The following is a 23,291-nucleotide window of genomic DNA, read 5'->3' as shown; positions in this document are numbered from 1 at the left end:
CGATCTTCTACCGACAGTAGTGGCGACCGCTGACAGTGCCTGGTCGCAGAGGCCTAGCTCCTTAGTAGAGGAACCAAGGGGTCGTCAGGCATGAAACGTTTACTGCATGGTTGGGAAACCTCTGACCTGCATGTCTTGACGTCGGTGGTCTCGACACTTGCCGAGTGTCATGCATCATCGGCAGTTCCGTGATCTCGACTCAAGCCGCCTGAACGCTAGTTGGGGTCGAACTCAACAACGCCTATCCGCATGCTCCGACTCGGGCCCAGGTCTGCCCACGATGCGCATAGCAGAGTCCTGCCTGCGCCAGAAGTGGTTTCTGCACGTCAGGGGCAATTGTCAGACCTGCCTGGCAGTGTGTCAGTACGAGTTGGAACTCCAGGAGGGGAGCAGGAGAGTGGACGCAGAGCAGGCGCTCGGCAGTTGGCTCACGTCGGAGCAGTACGCAGCCGCCGTCGCGCCCGAGCACGAGGTTCTCGCACTTGCTGGCGCGGGATCGGGTAAGTCTCGAACCCTTGCGGGAAGGGTGGCCCATCAGGTTGCTACCGGGGCCGCTCCGGAAGCAATCGTGGCCTTCACCTTCACCGACAAGGCGGGTGACCAGATCAAGACGCGGGTGGCATCGGCCTTGCAGGTGTGCGGGTTGGACCCCCTCCTGGTCGGCGGCATGTACATCGGGACCATCCACGCTTGGTGTCGCCGAGTCCTGGGCGACATGGATGCCCGCTATCGCCAGTTCGACGTGCTGGATGAGATGCAGTTCCTCGTCTATCTCATCTCCCGCTATCCCAAGCTCAACATCAATCCCCTGCGCAACGAACACGCCACGGCGAAGGGGGCGCCGAGGGGCTACTTCGACACCCTGAAGCAGCTCAGCCGCGCCTGGCAGATGATGAACGACGAACTGCTCGACCCGGCCCAGATCGCTGCCGAGGAGCCCACGCTGGGGGAGGCCCTGGAGCGGCTGCGTGCGCACATGGAGCAAGACAACTTCATCGACTTTTCGCTGATGCAGCGACTCGTGGTGGAGGCCCTGGAAGCAGGTGAACCAGGCGCAGTGCAGGCGCTGGCACCTCTCCGCCACGTACTTGTCGACGAGTATCAGGACGTCAACGTCGTCCAAGAGCGCCTGATCGGGCTCATGCACGAGAACTCGGACACGTTGTTCGTCGTGGGAGACGACGATCAGGCCATCTACGGGTGGCGTGGCGCGGACGTTAACAACATCCTGGAGTTCGACCGGCGCTACCCGAACGCAACGGTCCACAAGCTGCTGACCAACTTCCGCTCCACTCCCGCAATCGTCGAAACGGCAAGTGACTTCGCAGCTCAGGAACTGGGCGCCTCCCGCCTGCCGAAGCAACTTAAAGCGCACGCCAACCGCGACCCGCGTGAATTCGGCGTCCTGAGCTTTCCTGACCGTCCAGCAGAGGCGGAGTTCGTAGCGGAACGCATCAGCGAATTGCTCGGTACGGAGTATGAGGAGTCTGACGGCACGATCCGAGGCCTGACTCCGGCGGACTTCGCGATCCTCATGCGTTCGACCGAGCAGCCAGAGCAGGACGACACTAAGCGACACACCGCCTACATTCGCGCCCTCGACGCACGCAACATCACTTACGACCTGAACGCCGGCGGGCAGCTCTTCGACCGAGTCCAGCCAGCCGCCGTGCGCAGCGCATTTGAGCTGATGCGCAACGCTTCGCCCGACCGCACACAAGTTGAGCACCTCTTCCACACGGAGCTGCAACCGGCCTTCCCTCACGCAGATCTGGCTCAACTCAAGCGCCTGTTTGCCGACTGGGGACGCCGCATCCACACCCCACTCGCACCGGGCGTCCCACGGCAACGCCTCTTTCCACAGCAGCTGCTGCACGACCTGCTTGCTGCACTCAACGTCGCGAACAGCGGTTTCAACGACGGAGTCATGGCGGACTTGGGCACCTTCAGCCGCATCCTCCAGGACATCGAAACGGTGTACGTGTCCATCGACGGCAGCCAGCGTTTCGGCGAACTCCTCAACTTCCTGGCCAACGTAGCCGGCGACGGCTACGAGACCGACAACCAGATGATGGCCAGGCCCGACGCCGTGACGGTCTCGACCGTCCACAAGGCCAAGGGCCTTGAATTCCCGGTGGTCTTCGTGGTCGACGTCGAAGGGGGCCGCTTCCCGGGACGACGCCGAAGCTACGACGGATGGATCCCGGAGACCCTGATCCGCCAAGCACTCGACAACGGCTCCTACCAAACAGGAGCACCGGATCAGGCACGCCTCTTCTATACGGCGATCACCCGAGCCGAGCGTTACCTGTACGTCACCGGTTCAGCGCAGCTTCCTGGCGGCAAGAGGCTCACAAAGGTCTCACCGTACTCTGCCCGGCTGACACACTCCGAAATCCGGCGAGACCTCTTGGACCCGGCCGCTCCACCACGGGTGACGCCCGGACCGGCAACACCTCGCCGGCGAGGCGACGAGTCCGTACTGCCAACGACCTACTCGCAAATCCACACGTTCATGCGATGCCCCCAGGCGTACAAGCTGAGCGTCGTGAACGGCTTCTCTCCGCCCATCCCCGAACTCTTCGGCTTCGGCCGAGCCGTGCACGCCGCGGTGGGGAAGCTGCACCAGACCTATAAGGACAAGGCGCCTAGCGCAGAGGAAGCCCGGGCAATCGCCGAGAACCTCTTCCACCTCAAGCATGTCGCGCCCAGCTCAGACCCTGTCAACCGACCGGGCGCCTACGAGCGAGCGCAACAGAAGTCCTCCGACATCGTCTCCGACTATGCGGACAAGTACGGCACCGATTTCGAACGCAAGCGTCAGGTGGAACTGCCCTTCGAGGTGCCTGTAACAGGCGCCGTGATCTCCGGGGCCATCGATCTTCTACTCAGCCTCGATGACTCTGACCAGATCCACGAGGCCTCGGTGATCGACTTCAAGACCATGGAGGGTGGGGACGATCCAACCAACAATCCGGATCTGAACTGGGAGGACCTCTCTCTCCAAGTACAGTTGTACGGCCGAGGTGCCGACTTGGTCCACGGAGTCAACGCCCGAACAGGTGCTGTCCACCTCCTCAAGGACGGACAGCGAGTCAATGTGCCCGTCGATCCGGATGCGGTCGATGCCGCCGTCACCAATGTCGAGTGGGCTGTCGGCCGGATCACCGAGGGGGACTTCCCTCAGCGTGGCTCCGCCTCGAAATGCCGCACCTGCGACTTCGCCCAAATCTGTGCCCAGAAGCTGGAGCCGTTCACCACAGATGACGAGCCGCCGGCTCTACACCTGCCAGACGGCACCGGGGGCAAGCGATTCCTGCAAGTAAGCGCCTTCTCACGAACAGGGCCCAAGCAGTAGGTAGACGACCCATCAAACCCGGGGGCGTACGTTGAGCATGGCGTACGCCCCCAGTGCGGGGTGAATCGGTATCTGTGGCCCACTATCAGCGCGTAAGTCGTCGAAAGGCGCTTTGGCACGCTCCTCGGGGGCGACAACTGGCCGTGAGTCAGATCGAGTTGATTCTTGTATGCGGAGCGTCGTGGCGCACTAGGCTCACATCTGTGAGCACTCTCATGGGTATGCGCAGAAACCGGACGTTGTGGGTTGGAGTGGTTGCTGCCCTGCTCGTGGGAGGTACCGCGTGCGGTGGCGACAACGGCACCGGCGACAGCAAGCCGACGCGGTCTGCGGCTTCGAAGCCAACCAAGAGCTATGAGGAGCGGAACGCAGACTACGTCGCTGACCTGCCATCTGACCTGGTAGACAAGGCTGGCCAACGGCAGATGACAGAGATCGGCTACGGCATCTGCGGCAAACTTAAAGACGGCCAATCAGAGAACAGCATTCTGAATTATCTTGAGAGTCAAGATCCAATCTGGTTGGGCCTGTACAAGAGCGAAGTCATGGATGCTGCTAAGGCGCACCTGTGTGACGAATGACGTCTGTGCTTCTCCTGGTCGAGCGGGTCGGGATCGACGGAGCCTCGTTCGGCTAGCCACTGCCCAAACAATCGTGAAAGGCGTAATGGCGGGGATCACCGTAGGTTCAAATCCCGACTGATCGGGCACGCGAGGGCGCGGGTTTGTGTGATCGCTGCCGCGATCTGCGTGGTGGGGCTAAGGTCCGGCCATGAAGCTGACGTTGACCCTGGTGACCGTCCTTGGGGGCCTCCTGCCGCTGGTTGCAGTCATCTGGGGAAGTGTCGCTCTCCGTCGGGACTACAAGAGTCTTGTGGACGACCTCACTGCAATCGATCAGATCATCCAAGCGTCTGAGGGCACCTACGATGATCCGTCGGCTGCGATGAGGGCAGTTCGCGAACCTGCCTTCAACATGGGCCGTCTCGCTTATACCTACGAGTGGGCGCAGCGGCTTGTATGGGAACAGGCAATAGATGATCTACGCGGCCCGGCTTGGCTCGCCGGTGCTGGTCTTGGGCTCGCTACGGTTGCAGGCGCCTGGTCGGTTTGGATCTAGGCCGGCGGAATCTCAATGACTGCAGTCAACCCCATCGGTGCGATCCTCGATGCAACCATGAGGGAGGGGCGCTGGGGTCTGTTCGGCTGGTCGAGTGGGGATGGGATCGTCGACGTCGGCTTAGTTGACGCGCTTCCCAGCCGTATTGCAATCGCTCCGGAGGACCCTTCGGTCCAGACGTACACGCAGATCATGGACTGCTAGTTGGACACTTGGCGGCCACTAGTCCACAAATGGTTCATGGGCTTACCCCCTGATCTGTAGCAGCCTCGCCCCCTTGGGTCTTGTGCGCCGCCCGCTGAGCGGGGCTGTAACGGTGCGACCAGGAGGTTCGCGGTCGACATGATCCTCCGTGATCACTCACACGAGTGGTGCCCACTCTAAGTGCGGGAAAATCAACGCTCTGTAGCTTGCAGCTATCGGTCCTAGCCGATACTCTCGAAAGAGTCAACAAGCCCCTTCCGTGGAGGTAACTCACAGCTACACTTCCCTTACGCAACCGAAGGTTGGGGTTCACGCCGTCGTGCAACCTCTTCCGTGGTGTTGGGTCGCGTCCGCGGGAGGGGGCAGTCTGACCAGTCGACGATGGCGGTTCTATAAGACCCGTAACGACAAAGATGTTGTGCGAGAGGATCTTAAGAGCCTTGGGGTGGGGGCCCGTGCGGCTATTCTTGATGCCATGAAGCGCGTCGTGAGGCAGGAACACATGCCTTACGAGCAAGAGTCGGTCGGTAATGGGATTTTTGCCGTCCGAGTTTTCTTTTCTGATTGCACGTACCGGGTTCTCTATTCTCCGGTAGGCAGTCATGATCACGTGCTCCTTGCGCTTCATGTGATCAACAAGAAAGATAGAAAGCTCCCTAAGGCAGCCAAAGATCTAGCGATCGAGCGACTGAAGGACTGGGAAACACGCGACTAGACTCTAAGGAGTGTCATGAATCGAGACGAACTGGACGACCTCGATCTTCTTATCGAGGAAGAGCTGGTAAATCCCGAATTTGAGGCTGCCTTCGATGATGCGCGTACTCGGAGTTCGCTTCTCCGCCGCATGGTTGCCCGGAGGAAGGCGCGTAAGCTCAGTCAGGCCACCGTGGCTCAGAGGATGGAGACAACTCAGTCCGCAGTATCTGAGCTTGAAGCGGGGGGAACTGATCTGCGTCTCTCGACAATGCAACGCTATGCCAGGTCGATAGGTTGTCGGCTGGACGTTCGCCTCAGGGATGATGGCGGGGACTGGCGCTTTAGCAGCGCATATGCGGTTGGTGCTGTTCACCGAGAGTCCGGTGGTACGGCTGTGGCATGGTCTACGGACGAAGCCGATGCAACCTTCAGTGAGAGTGCTGTGTGGTCGTCAGCCGTTTACTCGCTCCGGCGTGAGGGTGTGAATCGCTAGAAATGCAGACTCCTGCTGAATTCACGGAATCGTTGCGTCTGGCGTCCACCCTGCACGAGTCCGCAAACTTGCTCGGCATTCGATTGAATTCACTTGAGGCGAAGGTGATTAATCGTAAGCTTGAGCCTCCCTATGATGTCGTCGCGGAATTGACTCCGAATGTTTCGGTCGGGGTGAAGACCATCACCTTCGAGGTTCAGTACGAGGTGACGGCTTTGGCGGAAGAGCAGGAGGTCTTCCGCATCTCATGTGCTTTCCAGGCTGGCTACGAACATGAACTAGACGATGTCACGGTCGACATGGCATCGACATACGGAGATGTAATCGTCCTTGCGACGTTGCACCCATACGTTCGCGAGTTGGTTCACAGGGTCAGTTCCGACCTTGGGTTTCCTGGACTGTTCCTGGACAACTTGGACAGTAAAGACCTGTTCCGGTTGTTGAGTGAGGAAGAGATTAGAAAGCGTACGAGTGATGAGGACTATGCCTAGTTCCAGCTAGTGGACCACTCGGTCGCCTCGAGGGAGCTGGTGCTGATGCAAACCGCGAGGTTGGCGGAGTCTTTGATGGACGAGTCAAGACTTGAACGATTTTGAAAACTGTCCTGGCGCGAGTCACTGTGGGTTCAAACTCCACACTCACCGCACAGGCTTGACGGCCCCTGACCAAGAAAATCGGTCGGGGGCCGTTGTCTTGCGTGTCCGTGTGTACCCGCTGTAGACCGGGGCGCCCTGCTCGATCGGGAGCGGCCTCATATCGAGTAGTCCGCGGCAGCAAACCTTGGTTGCAGACAACAGGTCCTCGCCAAGCAGATTCATCCGCGGCCTAAAGACGCTCCGTGAGCTCTAGACGTTCTTGCTGTCCGTTAAGAGGCACTGCGGCTAGAGCGTCCGGGTGACTTCGCGTTTAGTCACGACGAATACTGGGTTGGCTTCAACTCCTGAGGATGCGCCGGCCGTTGATGAGGCTTGCAGTGACCATCTCGATGCGAACTACGGGCGAGGCAGTTACTGAGGGTCTGCTGAGCTGGTCAGCCGGTTGGCCGAGATCAGTGACGGGTGGTTGCGATCGCGGTAGTTGCTGTACTCCGCTGCTGTACAGCGTTGCCCTTGGCGCACTTGACTCCCCAGGACATCCAGGCGGTGGAACGGCTGAGAGCAAGCGGGGCCGTTCATCGCTGTCTGCTGCGAGCCCAGTCGCGCGGGAGACTCGCCAGGCATACGGTTGATCCGTGAAGGCGAGCGACACTTCGGGAGCAGCACTGGTGGCTGAAATCCGCCAGGCATTCAACTATGGGAACGATTTGCAGCGGGCAAGGCGTAAGAGTTCGATCTCAGCAGTGTAGAGGTCTGACATGCAATCCGTCGTAGGTGTGCTGCTGCTAATCGGCGGGACCATTGTCCCCATCTTGACCTATTTCGAAATTCGGCCCCATCCCGGCCGGAGGGGAAAGATAGTAATTTCGGCGACAGTGCTCTTGTTCTGCGGATTCGGAATCTTCCTGCTTGTCGCAGCTGGTAGAAACTCTGGGGAGGACCGGACGCCAACGCAGCTTGGGGGCGTGGACACGGGGGACTACTGTAGGTCCAAGGGATTCCTGAGATCCAACTACCCGAACGAGGTTGACAAGGTCGGGGACTGGAAATGTGTGAGCGCCGATGGGTCTACGAAGCCCATAACAGAAAAGGGTGAGCTCACTTGGGACGAAGCGTGCAGGTGGACCTATGGGTCCAGAAGGGCGTACGCGGTTAACACCGATCCGGAACATGCCGCTTTCTATGTAACATGTTATGCGAAATAGGCTCAGGAAAATTCTAGTCTTCTCCTCAGCGCGCCCTCGGTAGAGTCATAGAGGGCGACAGGCTCCGGACACCCAGACGGCCTTTTCGTGGCCACGCGGTCGGCGGAGTGTCAATGGGTGAGTCAAGCGCCATCGAGCGTGGTCTGTAGCCGGTGGATGTGGGGGGCGGGGTGAAGGTTCCTACCGCCTTGATCGGTGCCCGGGTGGAGCGCATAGCCTTCGATCACCAAGTGCGGCTGAGTCTCGGCGGCCTTGACCCAGACGAGGGCTACCGCCTGGATGCCGACCTGGTGCTGGAGACACCGTTTCTGTTCCAGGACACTGCTGGTGCCTGGCATGAGATGGACCCTGGCGTAGGTGTGAGCCTCGCCCCCGTTCTAGCCCTGTTCGGTCAGTCGCTCACCTCGGTAGATGTCAGTGAGCACGGTGTTTTGGCCATCGGCTTTCAAGACGGTTCCGGGCTCTGGATCGGCCCAGACCCGTAGTTCGAGTCCTGGCATCTGTCCGGGCACGGAGTGGACCCGATCACGGTCGGCCCTGGTGGTGGGACAACTGGGAGCGCTGACGACCACAGGGCGGAGTTACCGCGAGAGGTTGGCGGAGCTGCAATGACCGAGTCAAGGCGCTCTCGCCGGCCTACTGGCGTGAGGGTCACTGAGGTCATCCGGCCTGGTCACGACGGTGTTGGCGACTTTGGACGGTCACCTACGGTGGCCACGGTTGCTGTACATCTGTGCTGTACTGCACCGACTCTGCGGATGATCAGACGGCACACTGCGGGCATGAACGATGTTGTCGCTGTAGCCCTGATCACTGCTTTGTCTACCGTTACGGCCGGTGGATTGGCTGGTGCCTTCACGTATAGGGCGGCACTCGCCCAGGCGACGAGCCAGAGGGAACAGGCACGGGAGGGGCGACTTGACGAACGCCTCGCGCGGCATCGTGAGGTGAGGCGTGATGTTTACGTACGTTTCCTTGACCAACTGTCTGAGGCTCACCGCTTCATGGATCAGTTGTGGATGGAGCCGTTGCCCTCCCCTGCTGAACCTGCAGTGCGCCAACTGACGGAACATGCGGATCAGCTCTGGAAGACGATGCACATCATCGACCTTGAAGGGCCGCCCGAAGTTGCTGAAGCTGCGAGGTTGATAGCTGGCTCGACATGGGCGGAATGGGACGCGCTCAAGGAGTACTTGGAGGGGAGCCAAGGAGGTGAAGAGCTGCACATACGCGATTCCGCCGATTGGGCACAGTTCTTGAGGCGCCGCACCAAACAAATGGAGCAACTTGTCGATCGGGCCAGAAGAGCCGTGGGCGGACATCTGACGTCCGGCTAGAGACGCAGATTGATCTTGATGTGAGGGCCGCGTGGGCTATCCCGAGGTCGGCGTAGCGACTTTGGCCGGGAGCTGCTTTGGCGCGAGTGATCATGGCCCCGTAAGCTTCCGGCGCGTCGGGCAGTCTGTGGACCTGCCCGGTAAAGCACGACGTTGGGGCCATGATCTTCGAGGCTCGCGCCAAAGTGGCTGGCTAAAGTCGTGGAGCCGACCGCCCCAGCCACAGCGGGGTTCTCCCCTCTCATAGCCGCGCTCGCCGTCCGGCCGGTGGCCTGGTGCGGGATCAGTGGGCCGTACGAACGTCCACGCATCTGGCATCGTCGACCCGCATGCCACCGCCACCGCGATCCGGCCTCTTCCGGAAATGCAAAGCGTCTTTGAGCTGCACTGTTGGGGATCACGGCTCGTCCCCGTGCCCGTGTTGGGATATGGCCGCTGTGTGCGGCGACGGACGGGCGGCGACGTGCGGCCGGTGGCGAAGACATTGAGGCGGCGCGGCGGCGACCGGCCGGCGCCGCCGCGCTTGCGCGGCCCTCGGTTGATCCGACCTACTGGTGTAGGCAACCGGGTGGAAAGGGGTGCGGCGTGGCCCCTGAAGCGGGGCGTTGGGGTCTAGCTGCTGTTGATCCTTCCCCTCCCGAGGCCGGATCGTGGTGGCGGTGGCATGCGGGCCACAAGCGGCCGTTGATGCGCTTGGGCGGAGTGTGCGGCGGTCGGGTTGGCGATGATCGACAAGCGCCGTCGGTCGCCGGACGAGCGAGCGCAGCGAGCCTTGATGATGTAGGGAAAGTCTGTCCGCGTCATGATCCGGAACGTCCGGTGCCGGGCTGTCGGCAACCCGCTCGGCTGGGCTACCGTGCGGTTCATGCCTTCTGCACTGGACACGCCTCAGGGTGCGGCCGAGCTGGCCGAGTCTCTGTTGCCATCGCTCGGGAACCGCTGGTTGCACACTCAGGCGGTGGCGGGCCGTGCGCGTGAGGCATCTGCGGCCGTAACCGAAGCGGATCGTGATCTCCTCGTCGCCGCCGCCTGGCTACATGACATCGGCTACGCCCCGGAGTTGCGAGACACGGGGTTCCACCCCGTCGATGGCGCCCGTCATCTGGAACGGCTTGGTGCGCCGATGCGGCTTGTGCGGCTGGTCGCTCATCACTCTGGCGCCGTGTACGAGGCGGAGCAGCGCGGCCTCACTGACGAGTTGGCCGTGTACGAGCGTGAGGACTCCCCGCTCATGGATGCGCTGATCTACGCCGACATGACGACCGGGCCGGCCGGACAGCCCTTCGACTTTGATCAACGTATTGATGAGATCCTGGAGCGGTACGAGCCGGGCAGCGAAGTGCACACCGCGATCAGCAAGGCGCGGCCGTATCTCGGCGCTGCTGTCGAGCGGACGCGTGTCCGTCTCGGTGGTCAGCCGATGTAGGGCTTCGGCCGGCTGGCCAAGCTGTGATTGATCCGCATCCGCATGGATGGATGGATGTTCAGCTCATCCAGCTTGCTCGGGTCGACGAACGCCACTTCCTTGCTCTCGCTGCTCGTCCGCAGCTCGCCGCCGACGATGCGCGCCGTGAAGCAGATCGAGAACTGTTGGCGAACCTCGCCATCGTCGTACGCCATGACGTGTGCGGGGTTGGTGTATAGGCCGACCAGGCCGGTCACCTCGATGTCGAACCCGGTCTCTTCCTTGGTCTCTCGTACGGCCGCATCGGCGACCGATTCACCGACATCGACCCCGCCGCCGGGTAGCGCCCACAGATCGTTGTCCGTCTTGTGGATCAACAGGACTTCCCCGGCCTCGTTGAGGGCCACGGCGGTCACTGAGGGGACGATGCTGTTCGCCTTCGGGGCGGTCGGATCGTTGAAGTAGTCGATGCGAGCCATGCGTCCAGCGTCGCACGGCCGGCCGCCGGACCGTAGGGGCTATACGGACCGTCCACGGTCCCATGCGTAGTCGAAGCTGCGCATGTAGTGCCGGAAGGTCCGGGCGCCGGGGATGTAGCGGAAGTGCAGGACTGGGTTCTGCCCGGCGGGCGCTCCGAGGACGTGCGGGTTCACCAACACGTCGTCGTCGAACCGATAGATCGAGTTGTAGAGGATCGTGTCATGCAGCTTGATCTCTAGGCCCGGTGTCTTGGCGACTGGTTGAAGGTAGCTGCGGGTTATCCGGGCGCGGGCGGCCAGACCGTCGCCGATGCCTTCCTCTTCGCCCCTCTGGCGCACCATGTCTGAGTCCGGGTCGCCCAACAGGATGCGCACCTGAGTTCCGGCGTTGGCTTTTTCGCCCAGCAGCTCGGGCAGGTCGGGATGTCCGTCGAAGAGGAACAGCCCGGCATACACGAGGATGTCGACCTGACTTGTGGCCTTCTCGAACAGTGACGGCCACAGCGCCGCCGGAACGGCGCCCCGGTGCGGGTAGTAGTTGATCAGCTCGGACGTGCTCGCCGTCTCTGCCTGCTTCTCGACGGTGGGCCAGAGGTAGACCTCGTCGACGCCAAGGAAACTCGCTGCCTTCCAACGGTGGCCACGGTGCGGAGTGCGGCTGGTCGTGATCCAACGCTCCACGCTCTTCGGGTCGATCCCGACGTGTTGAGCCACGGACTGGATCGTCTCGCCCTTTGCCGAAATCGCCGCGCGCAGACGCTCGTTCGCCATGACGTGCCCTCTCCCGGGACGTATCAGGGACGTTTTGACGGTACCTCAGACGTCCCCAAACGTCCATGCGGACCGTGATGCGTCCACTATCCCTCGCGGTTTCCTGATCTCACCGCCGATGGCGGGTTCAACTCCCTCCAAGATCAGGAGAACAGACGATGCGTCAGATCCCTGTCGACACGGCCGCGATGACGGTCATGCTGATCCAGGTCCCCGAGAAGAAGGTCAAGAACCGGGAGACCGGTGAGATCGCCGTGGACAAGCAGTCGGGCAAGGTGCTCTACAACGTCAACGTGGCCGTGATCGTGGACGGTCGACCGGACGCGGTGACCATCATGGTCGCCGAGGACGGCATTCAGCCGGACCTGGTCCCCGGTATGCCGGTGGAGCTGCCGGGTCTGATGGCCCGCCCGTGGGAGAACGACTTCGGGCACGGCATCTCGTACCGCGCGGTTGCCGTGACCTCGCTCGCCGAGATGGCCTCGAAGCCGAAGGCGGCCTGATCATGGGCCGGATACTGATCGCTCTCGCGGTCGTGGTCGGGCTGGCGCTGCTGCTGAAGTGGCGCCGCCCCGCCTGGTACTGGCTAACCTTCGGCATCCTGCTCGCCGCGCTCCGCATCCGCTTCCGCTACGCCTCGGTCATGGACGCCTGCCACCTCACGGTGCCGGCCTCCCGCTTCCGGCTCGCGGTGGCGCGGATGTTCAAGTGGCAGATCCCCCGCCAGCGGGTGCCCCACCTGCTATGGCTCAAGCCGACCCGGACCGGGATCCGGCTGCGGATCAAGATGCGGCCCGGACAGGACGCGTTCGAGTTCTCCGCCGCAGCCGACCGGCTGCGCCACTCCTTCGCTGTCCATCAGGTCACCTCCCGCGAAGTGAAGCCCAGCGTCGTCGAGATCACGCTGACCGGCTACGACGTGCTCAGGCACGTGCAGATGCCGGCCAGGACTGACCGCGGTCTGTTGAGGATCCCGGTCGCGCTGGTGGAGGACGGCACCGTCCACTACCGCGACTACCGCGAGATCCCCCACTCGGTGACGGTCGGCGCTACCCAGTCGGGCAAGTCCGTCTTCCAGCGCACCGTGATCAAAGAACTCGCCGCGCAGCCGGTCGCGCTGGTCGGCATCGACTGCAAGAAGCTCGAACTTGGCCCGTTCGCCCGCCGTTTTTCCGCCCTGGCGGACAACCAGGACGATGCGGCCGATCTGCTCGAAGCCCTGCTGTCCCGCATGGAGGGCACCTACGACGCCATCCGCCGGGAGCAGCAGATCAGCGCGGACACCCCGGACGCGGAGATCGCCGCGAACATCTGGGACCTGCCCGAAGAGCTGCGCCCGGTGCCGATCGTGGTCACCATCGACGAGATCGCCGAACTCGTCCTGAGCACCAAGAGGAACGACCCCCGCCGGGACCGGATCATCACTGCCCTGGTCCGCCTGGCGCAGCTCGGCCGCGCCGCCGGCATCTTCCTCGACATTTACGGGCAACGTTTCGGTTCCGAACTCGGCGACGGCATCACCATGCTGCGCGCCCAGTTGACCGGCCGGACGGTGCACCGCGTCAACGACGAATCGACCGCGAAGATGGCGTTCGGCGACATCTCTCCGCACGCGGTGTTCGCCGCGACGCAGATTCCCAATACCCGCCGCGGCATGGCGGTCGTCGGCTACTCCACCGGCGAATGGGTCCGCATCCGCACCCCGCACACCTCCATGCGCCAAGCCGTCTCCGCCTGCAACCGGCACGCCGATCTGGCTCCGGATCTGCCGGAACTGGCCCGCTTCAAACCCCTGGTTGATCTCGCGCCCGTCGAGGCGCCCGCGGTGGCCGAAGCCGCCTGACCTCATCCCCGCATCACCGGCCGGCGCGACCGACTCGCGCCACGTCCCTACCCGAGCCATGCCCGAAGAAGGAGAACGCGTCTCATGTGCGACCACTGCGAGGACTTCCACCGCACCGTGCTGATGCTCGGCTCGCTGGCCGTCTACGCCGACCAGACCGGCGCCGACCAGGCGTTCATCGATGCCGTGGGCCCCTGCCTGGCCGCGTCCTTGCCGGAACCGCCGCCCGGCATCTTCCCGCCCGGCTACGACCTCAACGAGGGCCCCGAGTACCCCGGCGAGGGGTGGTGAGCGTGGCTACTGCGAAGAAGCCCACCGCCCGCCGCAAGAGTGCCAAGCCGGAACCGGCGAAGTGCCCGGACTGCGACGGCAAGGGCGAGATCACAGAGACCGTCCGTGTCGGCGTCCGCAAGAGCCGCGCCACCACCGATCAGCAAGCCGCCCTGTGCACCACCTGCTGGGGCAGCGGCGAAGCCCCTACCGACTGAAACCCGTTCAGGACGGGGCGGCCGGACCTGATCCCCGCCCCGCCCTGGCTCCACCCCGCAAAGGAGGTGAAGACATGACGCGCTCGATCCGCCCGGACGCTGTCCTCGTACAGGCCGTGATTGCCGGCGCCCTGTCCTTCGCCCACCTGCACGACCTGGCCGCAGCCGCCGGGCAAGACGGCTGGAAGGCATGGGCCTACCCGATCTCGGTTGACCTGCTCCTGGTCGCCGCGTGGCGTCGGCTGCGCAACTCCGGTCCCTCGCGGCTGGCCTGGTCCTGGTTCCTGATCGCGCTGGTCGCCTCGCTCGGCGCCAACGTCGCCACCGCCGGATTTCTCGACCTTCAACACCCCCCGGCCTGGCTGCGGTTCGGCGTCGCCGGCTGGCCCGCGCTCGCCTTCCTCGGCGGCACCCTCCTCGCCCACTCGAACGCCGCCGAGGACCGAGTACCGGTTCCGTCGGCGCCCACCGCCCGCGCCTCCAGGTCGGACCCCGCCCCCGAGCCGCAGGCCGTACCTCCGGCCGCTGCCGAGGACACTCCGGCTCTGTCCGCCGCCGACCCGGGTCCGCCCGTTCCGGCCGCGCTGGTGGCCCATGCCCGGAAGGTCGCCGATGACCACCAGGCCCGTACCGGTTCCCGTATCGACACCGACACCCTGCGCGCCCGCCTCGGCGTCCCCGCCCCGATGGCGGATGCGATCGCCGCCCAACTCACCTGACCTCAAAAGGAGTACTACCCATGGGCATCTACCAGATTTTCCGCGAACTGCGCCGCGTCGGACACGTCACCGTCGGCACCGCACACGGACGCCGCGGACAGATCGCCTACGTCGCCGCCTGCGCCGCCGAGGACTGCGGCTGGTCGGCCGAGTACGAGGAAGTCTCCGCCGCCATGGTCGCTGCGCAGGGCCACCGCTGCCGCGTCCGCTGACCCGAAGAGAGGAGATCAGCTCATGTCCGTGCCGTTGTGGCTGTTCATCGCCTGCATCGGATGGGTCGGCATCAAGCTCGTCCGCCCACCGCTCTGGCTCGTCCTGGTCCTGCTGATCGGCGGCTACCTGCTGGCCGACAGCTTCCTTGCCCCCGCCATCGACACCGCCACCAAGTAACCGACTTCAGAAGGGAGTTCAGCCGTGTTCCAGCCCCGCATCCCGGTCAACCCGACCCCGACCGCACAGCCGGTGCCCGTGGTCACCCCGACCACGATCGAACAGCACCACACGCCGGCGACCGCCTGCGCCTGCCCGCACCAGGCCCCTGCCCCGGCGCCGTGCCGGCCCACCGTCCAGCTCAGCCCCGGCGCCCTGCTCACCGTCGTCGGCGGCGGAACGGCCGTGGTCCTCATCGTCGGCGCGGTCCTCGTGTCGCTGCTGCTCGCGGTCGCCATCACCGGCGTCTCTGTCGCGATCTGCGCCGTGGTCATCCGCTCTCTGGTGACCACCCAGGCCAAGCAGCGCTGACCGGCCCCCGGAGCGGCCTCTGTCGCCAAACTTCGTCCGCTCCGGGCGCCGTGCCCCTACCCGATCTCTCAACCGGAAGGAACCCCATCATGACCGACCGCGCCCCGGCCCCGGCCCGCATCTGCCCGGACTGCGACGGATTCGCCTCCGCCGCCGTCACCCTCGGCGGACGCGACAAGAACGGCCACCTGCGCACCATCCCGGTCTACTGCAAGGCCTGCCACGGCCTCGGCACGCTGCCGCTCCGCACCCGCCTGAACACCGCCCAGTGGGAGGTGGCCGCATGAAGACCCTCACCACCTCGGCGCACATCGAGCCGGACACCAAGACCCGAGTCACTGCCTTCGCGGCCGATGGAGGACGTTTCAGCGAACCGTTCATCAGCCTCCGCATCGGTGGCGACCTCGTCGAGATCGCGCTCATCGCGCGCCCCGGTACCTCTGCGGCCCTGCGCGCCCTCGCCACCGCAGCCCTGGAAGCCGCGGGCCTCCTGGACACCATGACCGCGGACACTTCGGAGGTGCAGGGATGACCACCGCTCTGCGTGCTGGGCTGCGCGTCCTGGACCTGTGCTGCGGAGCTGGCGGAGCCTCCATGGGCTACCACCTGGCCGGCTTCGACGTCGTCGGCGTCGACCTCCACCCGCAGCCCCACTACCCGTTCACCTTCCACCAGGCGGACGCGATCGCCTTCGTCACCGAACACGGAGCCGACTTCGACCTGATCCACGCCTCCTGGCCGTGCCAGCACCACACCGCCCTGACCAAAGGCACCAACCAGGGCCGCACCTACCCGGACCTGATCCCCGCCGGCCGTGCCGCGATGCTCGCCACCGGACGCCCCTACGTGATCGAGAACGTGCAGGGCGCCCCGATCCGCCGGGATCTGACCCTGTGCGGCGAGATGTTCGGCCTGGCCGTGATCCGCCACCGCAACTTCGAGATCCACGGCTTCCCGACCCTGCAAATGCCCCACCTACGCCACCGCGGACGCGTCGCCGGCATGCGCCACGGCACCTGGTACCAGGGCCCCTACTACGCCGTGTACGGCGAGGGCGGCGGCAAGGGCACCGTTCGCCAGTGGCAGGCCGCGATGGGCATCGACTGGACCGACGTGCGCCGCGAGATCGCCGAAGCCATCCCGCCCGCCTACACCCAACACCTCGGCGAACAGTTCCTCGACCACCACCGGGCGGAGGTCGCCGCATGACCACCGCCGAGTTCCCCGAGGTGCGGGCCCTGACCCTGTGGCAGCCCTGGGCCTCCTGCATCGCGTATGGCACCAAGCGGATAGAAAACCGCACCTGGCCCACCGACTATCGCGGCATCGTCCTCATCCATGCCGGACGCACCACCGACCGCCACGCCTGGGACGTTCCGCTGACCCGCCCGTTCCTGCGCCGTCCCCAGCCTCGGGGTGCTGTGCTCGCGGTGGCCCGGCTGGCCGACTGTCACCAGGACGACGGCTGGTGCACCCTGTGGTCCGCCCCCGGCCAATGGCACTGGAAGCTCACCGACATCCGGACCCTGTCGAAGCCGCTCGACTGCCGCGGCGAGCGTGGTCTGTGGACGCCCGCCCCGGCGCTGGTCGCCTCCGTGCTGGAGGTCGCCGGTGCCTGAGCTGACCATGGACCCGGTTGTTCTGGGTGACGTGCTCCGGGTGGCCGCAGCCCCCGACTTCGACCGCTGGCAGGACCAGATCCACCGTACGGGCGGCTGTGCCAACCCCGTCCACCTCACCGGCTGGAGCGTCGTTCAGGACCAGGCCACCGGCCGCACCCTGCACCACTACTCGACCGAGGGCGAGCCGGGCGGACGGCTGCGCATCGCCTGCGGCAACCGCCGCGCCTCCCGCTGCGAACCGTGCTCCTACCTGTACGCGGGCGACACCTACCACCTCATTCGGGCCGGACTCGCCGGGGACGATGCCAAGGGCATCCCGGCCACCGTGCGGGATCACCCGCGGGTGTTCGCCACCCTGACGGCGCCCTCGTTCGGGCCCGTCCACAACCGGCCCGCTATTGGCCGCTGCCGCTGTGGCATCCGCCACCGAGACGACGATCCCGCGCTCGGCACGCCGCTCGATGTCGAGTCGTACGACTACGCGGCGGCGGTGCTGTTCAACAACCACGCGGGTGACCTGTGGCACCGGTTCGTCAACCGGCTGCGCCGCGAACTCGCCCAGCGCGCCGGCCTCAAACAGAAGGAGCTCTGCGACCACTTGCGGCTGTCCTACGGCAAGGTCGCCGAGTTCCAAAAGCGCGGAGCCATCCACTTCCACGCGGTCATCCGCCTCGACGGACCCGACGGCCCGGACAGCACCCCGCCTGCGTGGGCCACGGTCGAGCTGCTCACCGACGTCATCCGTGCCGCGATCGCCCACCCGTACGTGACGGTGACCGTGCCCGCGATCGACACACAGCCGGCTCGGACCCTGCGCTGGGGCGCGCAGCTCGACATCCGGCCGATCAAGGCGTTCGGCGGCGGCACCGACATCACGGAACAGGCGGTGGCCTCCTATGTCGCCAAGTACGCCACCAAGGCCGCGGAGACCGCCGGCGCCACGGACCGGCCCGTGCACTGCCGCACCTGCCGCGGGACCGGCGGCTTCCCCACCATCCACCGCAAGGACGGCGCCCCGGTGCACTGCCGCACCTGCGAGGGCACCGGCATCGGCCAGAACCTCGACGCGCTCGACGTCCCCGACCACATCCGCCGCCTGATGCTGGCCTGCGCTGATCTCCAACTCGCTTACCCCAAAAGGATGCTGGCGCGCTGGGCCCACATGCTCGGCTTCCGCGGACACTTCTCCACCAAGTCCCGCCGCTACTCGACCACCCTCACCGCACTCCGCCAGACCCGCGCCAATTACCGCGCCTGCCAGCAAAGAGAAGCGCTCGGCCTGCCCGACCCCGGCACGACTCTCGTCCTGGCCCACTGGCGCTACGCCGGCCACGGGCACACCTCCGGCGAATCTGCCCTCGCGGCCACCATCGCCGACGGCATCCGCACCAATCGCGAAACCGCCCGCGAAGCCCTGCAAGACAACCGAGCCTTGGGGGGAGAGACGACGTGAAAGACGAGTTGATGACCGTTCCGGAAATCCTCGCTGAGCTCAAAGGCATTTCACGCCGGACCTTCTACCGTTGGCGCGAGTTGGGGCAAGCTCCGCAGGCATTCAAGTTGCCCAATGGCGAACTGAGGGTGTGGCGGAGTGACTTCACGGCGTGGTTGAACAGCCGAGAAAGGGCGGCAGCATGAAGTCACTCGACGTGAAGGTCTGGGGTGTTCGGAAGAGGGACACCAAGAAGCCGTCATATGACGTCAGATGGGCTGTTGCCGGGAAGGTGTTCTCCGAATCGTTTCGCACCAAGGGGCTTGCGGACAACTACCGTTCCAAGCTTCTCCGCGCTGCGCGTGATGGCGAGGAATTCGACACGACAACGGGGCTGCCTGACTCGATGGTCGAAAAGGCGCCTTCGATGACGTGGTACGCCTTCGCCCTGAAGTACCTTGCCATGAAGTGGCCGCACGCTGCGCCGAACACGCGAGACGGGATCAACGAGGCGCTGACCGCCGTGACCGTAGCTCTCCTCGATGATCGCCCGGGACGGCCATCCGACGATCTGCTCAGGAAGGCTCTCCGAAGGTGGGCCTTCGTCCTCCCCGGCCCCGATGGCCGCGAGCTGCCGACAGAGGTCGCGAACACGCTGCACTGGGTGGCCAGGGCATCGCGTCCCCTCTCGGACCTTGCCGATGCAGCACTCGGCCGCGCCGTTCTCGACTCGCTGAAACTCAAGCTCGACGGCACGGCGGCAGCGGCGGAGACCGTACGGCGTAAGCGGCGGACACTCGTCAACGCGATGCACTATGCGGTGGATCTCGGCGAGTTCAAAGAGAACCCGATTACGTCGGTCCGCTGGAAGAAACCGAAGGTGGTCAAAGAAGTCGACCCCAGGGTGGTGGCCAACCCGGAACAGGCTCGCGCCCTGCTGACGGCGGTCTCGTACATCGGCGGATTTGGCCGGGCGCGCGGCCGTCGACTCGTCGGCCTGTTCGCCTGTATGTACTACGGAGCCTTCCGCCCGGCCGAAGCTGTCGGCCTCAAGGAAGCAGACCTGAAGCTGCCGGAAACGGGCTGGGGAACGGCACTGCTGAATCGCACTCGCCCCAGCGTGGGCAAGCGGTGGACCGACTCTGGCAAAACGCACGATGACCGCGGGCTCAAGAATCGGCCCGTGGAAGAGGTCCGCCCCGTCCCTATCCCGCCTCAGCTCGTCAGGATCCTCCGGGAGCACCTCGACACGTTCGGCACTGCGGACGACGGTCGTCTGTTCACCAACGAGCGTGGGGGAGTGGTCGGCTCGTCCACGTACTACCGCGTGTGGCAGGAGGCCCGTGCGGTGGCGCTCCCGCCGGCTGCGGTCGCCTCCCCGCTCGCAGCGCGTCCGTACGACCTGCGTCACTCGGCGCTGTCGACCTGGCTCAACTCCGGCGTGGACGCAACTGAGGTCGCTGAACGCGCGGGTAACAGCGTTGAGGTCCTGCTGAGCCGCTATGTGAAGTGCATCGACGGCCGGCAGGAGATCGCCAACCGCAAGATCGAAGAGCTGTTGCGCGAGTATGAGTGAGGCTCAGAGGAGACTGATCGATAGGGCGTAGTTGGGTCTACTTGCACGGTTACGTGCTGTGGTGAATCGGCTCAGGTCATCCATGACCTGGGCCTTTTCGCACGGGTACGCCGTCTTGCTCATCCGCCGCCTCGCAGGACAGCATGAGGACGCCGCTAGGGGCAGGGTCAAGATCTGGGGGACCATGATTCCGCGTAGCGAGGATTCCAGCTCGTGCGACCTTCCTGTCGAAGCCACGTTCTGGATGCCCTCCGAAGAGGAGATTCCCGAGGACGAAGGGATCGGATATTTCCGAGGCGTTTGGATGATCCTGGGTGTCACGGCGGAGGAGGCCAGTTCAATGGTCGTGCTGGAGAGCGACCAGATTGAGGTCATTGCAGACCTGGCTGAGACTCCGGCCCTGTTCGAGCAGGTTGCCAGCGCATGTGACACCGGCCTCGTCGAAGGCGTCCGTGACGAGGGTCTCCGCCACCAACTCCTGCAGAGGATTCCGAGTCTTTCCGAAGAGACTGACGACTATTACGCGGACCTCGGAGGTCTGGAGGTCGGAGTCGCCGCACTCTCTCATGCGCTCTCCTACGTTGGCGGCGTTCCGGTTGCGAGCTGTCGAGGGCATATCTCGGAACATCGATGGGCAGATCTGCCTGTCGTCTATGCGGCTCTTGATCGTCAACGCGCCGAGTGGCTGCAACCTCTTCTCCGCGAGACTGGGTGCGGATTCCATGTCGACCCGGAGCGTCCGGAGTTCCTCGTCATCGATGCGCCTTCGATCATCGAGTCGAACGCTCTCGCCAAGCTGATCGTGGACCGCTTTGACGGGAAGAGTCTCTTTGGCACGTGGCTCGACCTGCCCGACGCCTGGCTCTGACCTGGGTCTACGGTCGAAGATCCTGTCCACGAATAGTCCACAGATGCCGACGTAGGGCCGCGCAGGGCTGCATATGGCTGCACATACGCGAAGACCCCGTTCTCAGCGAAACCGCTGATGGCGGGGTCTTTGGGCACCTCATGAAGGGTGCCCCCGGCAGGATTCGAACCTGCGCACACGGCTCCGGAGGCCGTTGCTCTATCCCCTGAGCTACGGGGGCGTGTCGGGCGCGGTGTTCGCGGCGACGGGTAGAACCCTACCAGCTCTTTCCGGGGTGATTGCCACGGGTTTTGGTGGGGCGGGGTGGGGTTCTGGGGAGGGGGCGGTGGGTCTGTTCGCGGAGTGAGGGCCTGGTCCGGGCGGAGCGGTGGCGGGGCGCGGGTGGAGTGGTCGTGGCGGCGCGGGCAGCCCAGTGCGTGACCCCCATGCGGGTGGGAACCTGACCCCCGCACGGGGCGGAAGTGGGGAAAACCCGGACGCGGCGGTGGGCGCGGACCTACTCTCGAGTTGTGCCAGGCGCGTCCGGTCGGGTGCTTGTTGTGGACGACAACAAGGTCATCCGGCAGCTGATCAGGGTCAACCTCGAACTGGAGGGTCTCGAGGTCGTGACCGCGGCCGACGGTGCCGAGTGCCTGGACATCGTGCATCAGGTACGGCCCGATGTCGTGACCCTCGATGTGGTGATGCCTCGGCTGGACGGGCTGCGGACCGCCGCTCGGCTCCGTGCCGATCCCCTTACCCGAAATCTTCCCCTCGCGATCGTGAGTGCCTGCACTCAGTACGAGGTCGAGAGCGGGCTGGGCGTGGGTGTCGACGCCTTTCTCGCCAAGCCTTTCGAGCCTGCCGAACTCGTGCGGCTCGTACGCCAGTTGTTGGAGCGGCGGGGGCGTGGGGGCAGTGCGGGGGGCGGTGGTGAGGACGGCTCGCCGTCGTTCGAGGACGCCTTCGGGGCCACCGCCGGAGTCGAGGAAACCGAGCGCGCCGGACGCGCCGGTAACTGACGGGCGCGCATGACTGTCGCTGTCGGGGACGGCCCGTAATCCCCGACAGGCGTGTATGACCGTCGCCGCCAACGCTCCCTGACGGGTGCGAATGACCGGCGCGGACGAGCACGACCAGCCAGTACGGCCATCCATAACGGATACAACGGTCACCGACCCCGCACCGGCCCAGCGCCGAGCGGCGCCCACCACTCAGCCTCACGCCCCACGCTCCGCATCCCACGCCCGTCACAGAGCGCACACGCCGGTACGTCACCACCCCGGTACGTCACCACCCGGCGGTTCCGGCCCCGTCCATATCCCGGACCGTCCCCCAAACCGACTCGCCTACCCACCCCCCTCCTCCCCTACGCTTGTCCCGTGACCCCCGTCGAGCTCTCCCGTACCGTGCTGTGCGCGGTGCGTCGTGCTGTCGATGCGGGGGAGCTGAGTGTTCCCGTGCCCGCACGGGCCGTGGTCGCGTTGCCGGGGCCGGGTGGGTGTGGGGATTACGCCACGAACATCGCCCTTCAGTTGGCGCGTCCGGCCGGGCGGCCGCCCCTGCAGGTCGCCGAGATCCTGCGGCCGCACATCAGCGGCGCCCCCGGTGTTGCGGACGTCGCGATCACCGGACCCGGGTTCTTGAACATCAGCCTCGGCGGCGGGGCGTCCGCCGCCCTTGTGGCAGACGTCCTGCGGCAGGGTCCGTCGTACGGGCACGGTGACGCGCTCGCCGGGCAGGTCGTCGAGCTGCGTGTGCCGTACGACACCCGGGCCGAGGTCGTCGCCGACGCCCTGGTGCGGATCGTCGCAGGCCAGGGTGGCCGCGCCGAGGTGCGGCACGCCGAGCCGGTGAATCTGCGGCCCGTGCCGGCGCCGGAGGACCCCGCGCCGCTCGGGCCCGACGCCGCCCGCTGGGCTCTGCTGCACCCCGCACCCCACGACCGGCCCCGGATCAGCGCCGACCACCTCGTTCAGCGCGAGAGCAACCCGCTCTTCCGCATCCGGTACGCCCACGCCCGCACCCGGGCCCTGCGCCGCAATGCAGACGCGCTCGGCTACGTCGGCGACCCCAGTGACGTACGCCATGAGAGCGAGCCCCTCGATCTCGTCGGAGCCCTGGCCGAGTACCCGCACGCCCTGCGCGTCGCCGCGACCCAGCGCACGCCCGACCGGCTCGCCCGGCACCTCGTCGTCACCGCCGACGCCTTCCTCGCCCACCAGCACACCGTGCTGCCGCTCGGCGACGAGAAACCCTCGGCCGCCCACCGCGCCCGGCTCGCGCTCGCCGAAGCCGCCGGGACGGTGCTGGCCGGCGGCCTGTCCCTGCTCGGCATCAGTGCCCCTGACTATCTGTGA

29 protein-coding genes and 1 tRNA gene are annotated in these 23,291 nt (G+C 65.1%); 27 read left to right on the top strand and 3 right to left on the bottom strand.

Features of this window, described 5'->3' with window-relative positions; genetic code table 11:
- Nucleotides 1-397 precede the first annotated feature (397 nt).
- The 9 genes from ACIBK0_RS20615 to ACIBK0_RS20575 all read left to right on the top strand — a co-directional run bounded on the left by ACIBK0_RS20615 (nucleotide 398) and on the right by ACIBK0_RS20575 (nucleotide 10,434).
- Complete coding sequence (locus ACIBK0_RS20615) at nucleotides 398-3,358, top strand: ATP-dependent helicase (protein ID WP_399081657.1); 2,961 nt, start codon at nucleotides 398-400, stop codon at nucleotides 3,356-3,358.
- 203 nt (nucleotides 3,359-3,561) lie between these two features.
- Nucleotides 3,562-3,939, top strand: coding sequence for a DUF732 domain-containing protein (locus ACIBK0_RS20610; RefSeq protein WP_399081655.1), 378 nt, complete (start codon nucleotides 3,562-3,564; stop codon nucleotides 3,937-3,939).
- Nucleotides 3,940-4,129: 190 nt separating this feature from the next.
- Nucleotides 4,130-4,477 carry a hypothetical protein gene (locus ACIBK0_RS20605; protein WP_399081653.1) on the top strand — a complete coding sequence of 116 codons (348 nt, stop codon included), beginning with the start codon at nucleotides 4,130-4,132 and terminating at the stop codon, nucleotides 4,475-4,477.
- Nucleotides 4,478-4,940: 463 nt separating this feature from the next.
- On the top strand, nucleotides 4,941-5,396 hold the full coding sequence (locus ACIBK0_RS20600) for a type II toxin-antitoxin system RelE/ParE family toxin (RefSeq protein ID WP_399081651.1): 456 nt from the start codon (nucleotides 4,941-4,943) through the stop codon (nucleotides 5,394-5,396).
- 15 nt (nucleotides 5,397-5,411) lie between these two features.
- The gene (locus ACIBK0_RS20595) at nucleotides 5,412-5,870 is read left to right on the top strand and encodes a helix-turn-helix domain-containing protein (protein WP_399081649.1); all 459 of its coding nucleotides are present in this window, start codon (nucleotides 5,412-5,414) and stop codon (nucleotides 5,868-5,870) included.
- Nucleotides 5,871-5,872: 2 nt separating this feature from the next.
- A complete protein-coding gene (locus ACIBK0_RS20590) occupies nucleotides 5,873-6,361 on the top strand; it encodes a protein-export chaperone SecB (protein ID WP_399081647.1) in 489 nt (162 codons plus the stop codon).
- A gap of 1,498 nt (nucleotides 6,362-7,859) precedes the next feature.
- Nucleotides 7,860-8,156 carry a DUF6188 family protein gene (locus ACIBK0_RS20585; protein ID WP_399081645.1) on the top strand — a complete coding sequence of 99 codons (297 nt, stop codon included), beginning with the start codon at nucleotides 7,860-7,862 and terminating at the stop codon, nucleotides 8,154-8,156.
- A 297-nt stretch (nucleotides 8,157-8,453) separates the two neighbouring features.
- Nucleotides 8,454-9,008, top strand: a complete 555-nt coding sequence (locus ACIBK0_RS20580) for a hypothetical protein (RefSeq protein ID WP_399081643.1) — start codon at nucleotides 8,454-8,456, stop codon at nucleotides 9,006-9,008.
- Between the two features lie 865 nt (nucleotides 9,009-9,873).
- Nucleotides 9,874-10,434: an HD domain-containing protein gene (locus ACIBK0_RS20575; RefSeq protein ID WP_399081641.1), complete on the top strand. Its 561-nt coding sequence runs from the start codon at nucleotides 9,874-9,876 to the stop codon at nucleotides 10,432-10,434.
- Here ACIBK0_RS20575 and ACIBK0_RS20570 read toward each other — a convergent pair.
- Both ACIBK0_RS20570 and ACIBK0_RS20565 read right to left on the bottom strand, forming a co-directional pair.
- On the bottom strand, nucleotides 10,422-10,892 hold the full coding sequence (locus ACIBK0_RS20570) for an NUDIX hydrolase (RefSeq protein WP_399081639.1): 471 nt from the start codon (nucleotides 10,890-10,892) through the stop codon (nucleotides 10,422-10,424). The two genes, ACIBK0_RS20575 and ACIBK0_RS20570, sit on opposite strands and share 13 nt — an antisense overlap.
- A 39-nt stretch (nucleotides 10,893-10,931) precedes the next feature.
- Entirely contained in the window at nucleotides 10,932-11,663 is a 732-nt protein-coding gene (locus tag ACIBK0_RS20565) for an XRE family transcriptional regulator (protein ID WP_399081637.1), read from the bottom strand.
- Nucleotides 11,664-11,821: 158 nt separating this feature from the next.
- On the opposite strand from ACIBK0_RS20565, the gene ACIBK0_RS20560 reads away from it, so the two are divergent.
- The 16 genes from ACIBK0_RS20560 to ACIBK0_RS20485 all read left to right on the top strand — a co-directional run bounded on the left by ACIBK0_RS20560 (nucleotide 11,822) and on the right by ACIBK0_RS20485 (nucleotide 20,952).
- Nucleotides 11,822-12,166: a hypothetical protein gene (locus tag ACIBK0_RS20560; RefSeq protein WP_399081635.1), complete on the top strand. Its 345-nt coding sequence runs from the start codon at nucleotides 11,822-11,824 to the stop codon at nucleotides 12,164-12,166.
- Between the two features lie 2 nt (nucleotides 12,167-12,168).
- Entirely contained in the window at nucleotides 12,169-13,506 is a 1,338-nt protein-coding gene (locus tag ACIBK0_RS20555; protein ID WP_399081633.1) for an FtsK/SpoIIIE domain-containing protein, read from the top strand.
- 84 nt (nucleotides 13,507-13,590) lie between these two features.
- Complete coding sequence (locus tag ACIBK0_RS20550) at nucleotides 13,591-13,797, top strand: hypothetical protein (protein ID WP_399081631.1); 207 nt, start codon at nucleotides 13,591-13,593, stop codon at nucleotides 13,795-13,797.
- A gap of 2 nt (nucleotides 13,798-13,799) precedes the next feature.
- Nucleotides 13,800-13,994 carry a hypothetical protein gene (locus ACIBK0_RS20545; protein WP_399081629.1) on the top strand — a complete coding sequence of 65 codons (195 nt, stop codon included), beginning with the start codon at nucleotides 13,800-13,802 and terminating at the stop codon, nucleotides 13,992-13,994.
- Between the two features lie 74 nt (nucleotides 13,995-14,068).
- Nucleotides 14,069-14,713 (top strand): DUF2637 domain-containing protein, encoded by a 645-nt coding sequence (locus ACIBK0_RS20540; RefSeq protein WP_399081627.1) that lies wholly within the window; start codon nucleotides 14,069-14,071, stop codon nucleotides 14,711-14,713.
- Between the two features lie 20 nt (nucleotides 14,714-14,733).
- Nucleotides 14,734-14,925, top strand: coding sequence for a mobile element transfer protein (locus ACIBK0_RS20535; protein ID WP_399081625.1), 192 nt, complete (start codon nucleotides 14,734-14,736; stop codon nucleotides 14,923-14,925).
- A 22-nt stretch (nucleotides 14,926-14,947) separates the two neighbouring features.
- Nucleotides 14,948-15,103 (top strand): hypothetical protein, encoded by a 156-nt coding sequence (locus tag ACIBK0_RS20530; protein ID WP_399081623.1) that lies wholly within the window; start codon nucleotides 14,948-14,950, stop codon nucleotides 15,101-15,103.
- A gap of 24 nt (nucleotides 15,104-15,127) precedes the next feature.
- Entirely contained in the window at nucleotides 15,128-15,454 is a 327-nt protein-coding gene (locus ACIBK0_RS20525; protein WP_399081621.1) for a SpdD-like protein, read from the top strand.
- Between the two features lie 89 nt (nucleotides 15,455-15,543).
- Complete coding sequence (locus tag ACIBK0_RS20520; protein WP_399081619.1) at nucleotides 15,544-15,741, top strand: hypothetical protein; 198 nt, start codon at nucleotides 15,544-15,546, stop codon at nucleotides 15,739-15,741.
- Nucleotides 15,738-15,986: a hypothetical protein gene (locus tag ACIBK0_RS20515; RefSeq protein ID WP_399081617.1), complete on the top strand. Its 249-nt coding sequence runs from the start codon at nucleotides 15,738-15,740 to the stop codon at nucleotides 15,984-15,986. The genes ACIBK0_RS20520 and ACIBK0_RS20515 overlap by 4 nt, the downstream gene beginning before the upstream one ends.
- Nucleotides 15,983-16,663, top strand: coding sequence for a DNA methylase (locus ACIBK0_RS20510; protein ID WP_399081615.1), 681 nt, complete (start codon nucleotides 15,983-15,985; stop codon nucleotides 16,661-16,663). Before ACIBK0_RS20515 ends, ACIBK0_RS20510 begins: the two co-directional genes overlap by 4 nt.
- On the top strand, nucleotides 16,660-17,073 hold the full coding sequence (locus ACIBK0_RS20505; RefSeq protein ID WP_399081613.1) for an ASCH domain-containing protein: 414 nt from the start codon (nucleotides 16,660-16,662) through the stop codon (nucleotides 17,071-17,073). The genes ACIBK0_RS20510 and ACIBK0_RS20505 overlap by 4 nt, the downstream gene beginning before the upstream one ends.
- Nucleotides 17,066-18,529 (top strand): replication initiator, encoded by a 1,464-nt coding sequence (locus ACIBK0_RS20500; protein WP_399081611.1) that lies wholly within the window; start codon nucleotides 17,066-17,068, stop codon nucleotides 18,527-18,529. The genes ACIBK0_RS20505 and ACIBK0_RS20500 overlap by 8 nt, the downstream gene beginning before the upstream one ends.
- An 11-nt stretch (nucleotides 18,530-18,540) precedes the next feature.
- Complete coding sequence (locus ACIBK0_RS20495) at nucleotides 18,541-18,714, top strand: AlpA family transcriptional regulator (protein ID WP_030597040.1); 174 nt, start codon at nucleotides 18,541-18,543, stop codon at nucleotides 18,712-18,714.
- Nucleotides 18,711-20,084 carry a tyrosine-type recombinase/integrase gene (locus ACIBK0_RS20490; RefSeq protein WP_399081609.1) on the top strand — a complete coding sequence of 458 codons (1,374 nt, stop codon included), beginning with the start codon at nucleotides 18,711-18,713 and terminating at the stop codon, nucleotides 20,082-20,084. The genes ACIBK0_RS20495 and ACIBK0_RS20490 overlap by 4 nt, the downstream gene beginning before the upstream one ends.
- Before the next feature lie 82 nt (nucleotides 20,085-20,166).
- Nucleotides 20,167-20,952 (top strand): hypothetical protein, encoded by a 786-nt coding sequence (locus tag ACIBK0_RS20485; protein WP_399081607.1) that lies wholly within the window; start codon nucleotides 20,167-20,169, stop codon nucleotides 20,950-20,952.
- Between the two features lie 148 nt (nucleotides 20,953-21,100).
- On the opposite strand, the gene ACIBK0_RS20480 is transcribed toward ACIBK0_RS20485, so the two are convergent.
- Nucleotides 21,101-21,172: transfer RNA gene (locus ACIBK0_RS20480), tRNA-Arg, on the bottom strand.
- Nucleotides 21,173-21,461: 289 nt separating this feature from the next.
- Between ACIBK0_RS20480 and ACIBK0_RS20475 the strand changes: the two genes are divergently transcribed.
- Together ACIBK0_RS20475 and nrtL are read left to right on the top strand one after the other, a co-directional pair.
- The gene (locus tag ACIBK0_RS20475) at nucleotides 21,462-21,953 is read left to right on the top strand and encodes a response regulator (protein WP_399081605.1); all 492 of its coding nucleotides are present in this window, start codon (nucleotides 21,462-21,464) and stop codon (nucleotides 21,951-21,953) included.
- 360 nt (nucleotides 21,954-22,313) lie between these two features.
- Nucleotides 22,314-23,291, top strand: coding sequence for an ArgS-related anticodon-binding protein NrtL (gene nrtL, locus ACIBK0_RS20470; protein ID WP_399081603.1), 978 nt, complete (start codon nucleotides 22,314-22,316; stop codon nucleotides 23,289-23,291).

It is taken from the genome of Streptomyces sp. NPDC050564 (assembly GCF_044457265.1).
In the GTDB taxonomy this organism is placed as follows: Bacteria; Actinomycetota; Actinomycetes; order Streptomycetales; family Streptomycetaceae; genus Streptomyces.
Note: the sequence above shows the minus strand (reverse complement) of the source record. Positions and strands in the feature narration are given on the sequence as shown.